The 6,133-nt window shown below is 69.7% G+C and carries 7 protein-coding genes; 1 reads left to right on the top strand and 6 read right to left on the bottom strand.

The features are described 5' to 3' along the window. From V5A19_RS13395 to V5A19_RS13370, 6 genes are all read right to left on the bottom strand, one after another. Positions 1–848: hydrogenase subunit MbhD domain-containing protein (locus V5A19_RS13395; RefSeq protein WP_332327925.1), on the bottom strand; the 848-nt coding region annotated here is incomplete at its 3' end. Next, on the bottom strand, positions 836–1,129 hold the full coding sequence (mnhG, locus tag V5A19_RS13390; RefSeq protein WP_332319773.1) for a monovalent cation/H(+) antiporter subunit G: 294 nt from the start codon (positions 1,127–1,129) through the stop codon (positions 836–838). The genes mnhG and V5A19_RS13395, both read right to left, overlap by 13 nt. Beyond that, positions 1,122–1,397, bottom strand: coding sequence for a monovalent cation/H+ antiporter complex subunit F (locus V5A19_RS13385; protein ID WP_332327923.1), 276 nt, complete (start codon positions 1,395–1,397; stop codon positions 1,122–1,124). The genes mnhG and V5A19_RS13385 overlap by 8 nt, the downstream gene beginning before the upstream one ends. After that, complete coding sequence (locus V5A19_RS13380; RefSeq protein ID WP_332319771.1) at positions 1,394–1,882, bottom strand: Na+/H+ antiporter subunit E; 489 nt, start codon at positions 1,880–1,882, stop codon at positions 1,394–1,396. The genes V5A19_RS13385 and V5A19_RS13380 overlap by 4 nt, the downstream gene beginning before the upstream one ends. A 92-nt stretch (positions 1,883–1,974) precedes the next feature. Continuing rightward, the gene (locus tag V5A19_RS13375) at positions 1,975–2,538 is read right to left on the bottom strand and encodes a DUF2062 domain-containing protein (RefSeq protein ID WP_332319770.1); all 564 of its coding nucleotides are present in this window, start codon (positions 2,536–2,538) and stop codon (positions 1,975–1,977) included. Between the two features lie 426 nt (positions 2,539–2,964). Next, positions 2,965–4,494, bottom strand: coding sequence for a Do family serine endopeptidase (locus V5A19_RS13370; RefSeq protein ID WP_332319769.1), 1,530 nt, complete (start codon positions 4,492–4,494; stop codon positions 2,965–2,967). Positions 4,495–5,031: 537 nt separating this feature from the next. Between V5A19_RS13370 and V5A19_RS13365 the strand changes: the two genes are divergently transcribed. After that, on the top strand, positions 5,032–5,688 hold the full coding sequence (locus tag V5A19_RS13365; protein ID WP_332319768.1) for a hypothetical protein: 657 nt from the start codon (positions 5,032–5,034) through the stop codon (positions 5,686–5,688). The last annotated feature ends 445 nt before the right edge of the window (positions 5,689–6,133 follow it).

Below are 6,133 nucleotides of genomic sequence, written 5' to 3'. Positions count from 1 at the left end.
GCGATGGACAGCGCCGCGGCCGCCTCGATGGCCAGGATCCAGGCCTTGGCCCAGGCCGCAGGCCAGGCCAGCGGCATGCCCATGGCGAGGGTAACCAGGGCGGCGGCGACGAAAACGCCCAGCCCGGCAACCGCTCCCGGGCGCTGCCAGGCCGCGGGCCGGTCCAGGGGCCCGGGAAAGTGGGTAAGCTGGTGGAAGATGCTGGCGGCGGCGAGCACGGCCCCCGCCTGGAAGGCCCCGCCCGGCGCGTGACTGCCCCGCCACAGCAGGTACACCGCCAGCACCACCAGAAACGGCGCCACCAGCCGCAGCAGAGAGCGCTGGAGGTCGCCGGCCTCGGTAGCCGGCGGGTGCGGCACGGGGGCAATCGTGTGCACCGCAACCCCGGCGGCGAGCAGAACGGCGATCTCGAGGAGGGTGTCGTAGGCCCGGAATGCCAGGAGCACGGCGGTGACGGGATGGCTCACGCCGCTGGCGGGGAGGTTATCGGCCACCGGGGGCCCCATGGCCGGCGGCCGGGCCAGCAGGGCAGCGGTGCCGACGGCAGCCACCACCGCCGCCACCGCCACCGCCGGCCAAAGCCGCGGGGCCGGGGCGGGGGTGTCGCCGGTCCGGCGCAACCGGTCCAGCGCCGCCATCAGCAGCGCCCCGGTGACCCCGGCGCCGATGGCGGCCTCGGCCAGGGCCAGATCCAGCGCCCCCAGCCGCACCCAGGCCACGGCCACCAGCAGGCCGTAGACCACGAACAGCACCACCGACCGGAAGCGCCCGGCCCCGGCCAGGGTCGCCCAGGCCACCGCCGCCAGGGTGGCGGCCAGCAGTCCGTCGAAGGCGATCAGGGCCGCCACGGACGGCGTCCCTCGCGTTCCGCCTCGCGCGCCAGGAGGTGGCTGGCAACGGTACCCGCCGCCATCACCAGCAGCCAGACCAGGGCGAGCCGCGCCCCCAGCCAGGGATCGCCGAGGTGGAGCCCGGTCCCGACGGCCACCAGCCCCAGGCCGAGGTTGTCCGCCTTGGTCAGGGCATGCAGGCGGGTGTAGAGATCGGGAAAGCGCAGCATGCCCAGACTGCCGCCCAGGAAGAACACCGCGCCGGCGCCGCCCAGCAGCAGGGCGAGGGCGTCAATCATCCGCCATGCCCTCCCCCGTGCGCCAGATGCGGTGGACGAAGGCCACGGCCGCCACCGCCGCCAGCCCGGCGAAGACCAGCGCCACATCCACCAGACCGGGCGCCCGAGCCGCCGCCGCCAGGGCCACCACCATGCCCACGCCGCCGGTGCCCAGCAGCTGGGCCGCCATCATGCGCTCCACCGGCTCCCGGCCAAAGACTATCCGTACCAGGCCGGCGAGCACGGCGACCAGGATCAGCAGGGCGATGACGCCGAAGGCGGTACTCACGGGCCCAGCCGCTCGCCGTAGAGGCCGCCGATGCGCCTCTCCAGCCGACGCAGCGCCGCTCGCACGGGCAGCCCCCGATCAAGCACGTGGACGCGCAGATGGGCCTCGTGGATACGGGCCACCAGCGTACCCGGAAGCAGGCTAATAGTGGCGGCCAGCAGGCGCCGGGCGGCGGGGGTGGTCAGGCGGGTGGGGAAGTCCAGCAGCTCCGGATCGAGGGGGCGATCGGGACGCACCGCGCGGCGGAGGACATCCCAGCCCCCCAAAAGGGATTGCGCCACGAACCAGGGGCCAAAGGTCAGCCAGGCCAGCGGGCGAAGCGGCCAGGGGGAGCGCTCGCCGGCCAGGGTCAAGGCCGCCGCAAAAGCGGCGGCCGCGACCCCGAAGACGAGGCCCTCGGTCGCCCCGTCGGTAAGAACCAGCCACAGGGCGAAGAACAACAGAAAAGCCCGAACCGCAACCCACACCCCTACCAGCCGATGCATAGCCCCCTCCTCCGGGCGCAGGTGGTCCCAGCCCAGAGACTACGATCCCGCCCGCCCGACGTCCAGGAGCGGCCCGCAGGCGCCCCCCGCCCTTACCCGGATCCGTTGCCGTCCGGGGCATTCCCTCCATCGCCGGGCGGATTGCGGCCGTCCCGGCCCCGTCCGCCCGGCCAGCGGTGGCTGACCACCGAATAGCGCCATCCCGCCAGGAACAGGCCGTAGCCGAGCAGGGCGACGGGGACCGCGATGAGGCCGCTGCCCAGGGCCAGATACAGCGTCTGGCGGGTGGCCTCGTCGGCCAATCCGTCGGTCGACAGCAGGGGCGCCAGCATCCGGCCGAAGACCGCCTCCCCCAGGCGGTTGAAGGCGAAGTACAGCGCCGGCGCCGTCAGGGGGTTGCTGACCCAGGAAACCAGAAAGGCGGCTGGGAAGCTGGCCCGGATCCACACGCACAGGAGGATCATCAGGACCGTCTGGACGCCCACGGTCGGAGTCAGGCCGATCAGAAGCCCCACCGCCACGCCCCGGGCCAGGGCGCGCCGATGGATGCTCAGAAAGCCCGAACGGGCCAGAATGCGGGCGACCAGGGGATGGTCGCCGAGCCACTGGCGAACGGTAGCCTCGGTGGGCAGATGACGTCGAAAAATCCGATGCACGGCGCTGGCGAACCTTGGTCGGCTATCAGCGATCGGTGGCAAAATGCAAGAAAGGGCGCCCCAACCACAACCACCTACCGCCACCCAGGGGCCCTTCGTAGGAGCCCAATTCATTGGGCGAGCCTTTCGGTTGCGGCGCCTCGATGCGGCAACCTCTCGCCCGGCGAAGCCGGGCTCCTGCACCCCCCGCTTTAGGGTAGCGGGCCTAATCCCCCCTCAATCAAAGCGGTAGCCGCCTATCCGCCTCATTCAGGCCGGGTGCTTGTGGGAGGGGCTACCAGCCCCGACCCGGATGGGAGGCCCTTCCTGTCGCGGCCAATGGCCGCTCCCACAGGATTCGCGCCTGTGCTCCGGCCTACTTCCTGACCGAACCGGATAGCCAATAAGCGGTATGCCGGCAAATTCGGTTAAGCCTGATCGCCCTGACTAGGGCACCCGCAGCGGCACGAACAGGGTGTGCTCGCCGCGCTGGATCATGACCGGCACCCGGGCCCCGGAATCGACCCGGCCGATCAGGTCCGCGACCCTACCGGGGCCCTCGATGCGAGCGTCGCCCAGCTTGAGGATAACATCCCCGGGGTGGATTCCGGCCCGGCGGGCCGGGCCCGGCTTGACCCCCTTGACCAGGGCACCGCCGGCTTCCGGCAGGGGCTGGCGCTGGCGCAGCTCATCGGGTACGGGCGCCAAGCGCATGCCGAGGACGCTGGTGGGCTCGGATGCCTTCTTCGCTCCCTTGCCCGGTGCCTCGGCCAGAGCGCCCAGGGTGACGGTCTTATCCATGCGCTGCTCGGCCCGCAGTAGGGTCAGCATCACCTCAGAGCCCGGATCCATCCGGCCGACCAGAGGCGGGATATCCCCGGCCTGAGCGATCTCTTGCCCGTTGACCGCCAGGATGACGTCCCCCGTCTCCAGGCCGGCCTCGTCGGCCGGGGTCCCGGGCCGGACGCGAGCGATCAGCCCGCCGCGGGGCTTGTCCAGGCCCAGCGAGCGAGCGAGCTCGCGGTTCATGTCCTGCACGGCCACACCCAGGTAACCGTGGCTGACCTCGCCTTCGCGCCTGATCTCGGCCACCACGTCCCGGGCCACCTTGCTGGGGATGGCGAAGGAAAGACCCATGTAGCCCCCGGACTTGGAGTAGATCTGGGCGTTCACGCCCACCACCTCGCCATCGGGATTGAACAGCGGGCCCCCGGAGCTGCCCGGGTTGAGGGCCACGTCAGTCTGCAGGAAGGGGACGTAGCTTCCGGCCTGGCCGGGAATGCTGCGCCCCCGGGCGCTGACGATGCCAGCGGTGGCGCTGTGCTCAAAGCCGAACGGCGAGCCCAGGGCCAGCACCCATTCCCCCACCTGTGGTCCGGCGCCCTCGCTCCAGGTCAGCGAGGGCAGCCCCTCGGCCGCCACCTTGAGCACCGCCAGGTCGGTGGCCAAATCCTTGCCCAGCACCTCGGCCTCCAGCTGGCGCCGGTCCGCCAGCTGTACCACTACCTTGCTGGCATTCTTCACCACGTGCGCGTTGGTAACGATATGGCCATCGCCCGAAACAATGAAACCGGAGCCCAGGGACTGGGTTTCCCGCTCGGGGCCCTCGAAGAAACGGCGGAAGAAGTCCTCGAAAGGCGTTCCCTCGAAGCGCTCCGGCATCGCGGGTCCGCTCCCCTCGACCTTGCGGGTGGTACTGATGTTGACCACGGCGTCGCGGTTGGCCGCCACGATACCGGTAAAGCCCGGAAGCCCGTCGGAGGCCCGGGTTTTCTGGGGCTTATCGCCGTCCCCGGCAGGGGCGCTGTCTTCCTTGGCGGTTTGGGCGGCGATGTCCGTTTCAGTGGCCGTTTCTTCAGTGGCCGTTTCCCCGGAGCTTTCCCCGGAGCTCGGGGAATCGCCGCAGCCGGCCACGACGAGGCCGGCTGCGAGTATGGCGAGCTTCCAGAAGCGACGGTCCGGATTCGGGATAGGCATACGGCCCTTTCGGTTGGTTGACCATCATGACGGGTGGATGGGCCCCACCCACCAGCGGAATCAACACGCTGGTTGGGGGTTGGAATCGGTATCAGTCAAACCCCCCCTTAGTCAGCGGGCTCGGCAACCGAGTTCAGCCCCGGGCGTTGGGTGCGGACCGGGTTTCGCGACGCCGGCCCAATTAAAGGGCTTGCAAAGACCGAAAGGGCCCCAGGGACAGCGGACAAGTCTTTGCGCCAGGCCAGGACCGGCAAAAATGGATAGGAGACAATGCGCAGGGCGCATGCGTTTTAACGGACCAGGCACATCGAGGTTCTTGGCAACATGATAACCACCTTGCCAGCGCCCCCGGAGCGAGCCGTGGTTTCCCGGTATGGTCCCGTCAGGGCCCGGGCCGCCGCAAGCCGAGAGCAGCACAAAGCTCTTTGGACAACGCCATCCCCCGGTTGCGTTCGACCCAAAAAATGCTTAAGAATCCGAAAACTGGCAAAAGGGGCAGTCCCTCCCGCCCCCGTCCGCCAGCCAACCACATCCCTTGTGGGCCTGCTCCAGGCAAAGAGCCAGGGCGCCGTTAAGGGGGCCGACGACCAGGCCGCCGAATACGGGCTGCAAGACCCGGATTGGGTGGTCGAGGCCGCAGGCCACACGCTGGCCCTTGGCGGCAAGCACCCCATCGAGCGGCAGCGCTTCTTGCACGTGGACGGCACCGGCCACCGGGTCGCCTCCGGGGCCGTTCGAAACATAAAAACCGACTGGACCGCCTACGTTAGCCGTCAGCTGGTGCCCAGGGAGGCCGAGCTGACCCGCCTCGAGCTCCCCGGGATCACCCTCAGCGAGACGGACCAGGGGGGATGGCAGGCCGACGGGCAGGTCGAGATGAAGCCCGCAGAGGCCAAGGCCGCCGTGCGCACCTGGCGCAACCGGCGGGCCATCGGCGTGGATGCCGCCTCCGCCCTCCAGGGCGAGAGGCCGACGATCACCCTGCATTTCGCCAACCGGGAGCCCTTGCGCTATGTGGTTGAGCGGGGGGAGAACCGGGTCCGGCTCATCAACCCGCCGGCGGGCGTGAGCTACCGCCTTCTCGCCGGGCAAAGCCAGGAGCTGCTGGCCCCGCACAAAACGGAGCAATCGGAGGGCGGCAAGTCCGACGAGGCCGGGCCGACAACTAAGGAAGGCTCAGGCGGCGAGCGCTAGTGCGCATACCAGGAGCCGTTCGGGGTCCGCAGGCACTTGGCAATCAGGCGATTGATCCGCTTGGCTTGCCTGCGGTCCTGATTCTGCCAGGAGAGCTAATCCTCCCGGGCGGCAAAGGGCCAGGTCAGCCTACCCGGCATCCTTCAGATCTTTCTGCTCCCCCTTGCCATCCCGGCACTGCTGGCTGGACTCCGCCAAAGGTGCCGACGGTATCCTCGGCGACCTGATCGAGGACCCATTTGAGCGGGTTGCGACCCTGGGAATAGCTGACGATCCGCATTCCCCCCTCCTGTTCCATAGGTTGAACAGTTGGACAGGGAGCAAGGCAGTGGCAAACCCCGGACAGGGGACACGGCAAGACGGCGGGGTGCTGACGGCGCGGTCCCGTCTCGGGGCTCCTCCCGGCAACACCGCCAGAACTCACCCCCGTAGGAGCCCAATTCAT

The organism is Thiohalorhabdus sp., assembly GCF_036628635.1.
In the GTDB taxonomy this organism is placed as follows: Bacteria; Pseudomonadota; Gammaproteobacteria; order Thiohalorhabdales; family Thiohalorhabdaceae; genus Thiohalorhabdus.
Note: the sequence above shows the minus strand (reverse complement) of the source record. Positions and strands in the feature narration are given on the sequence as shown.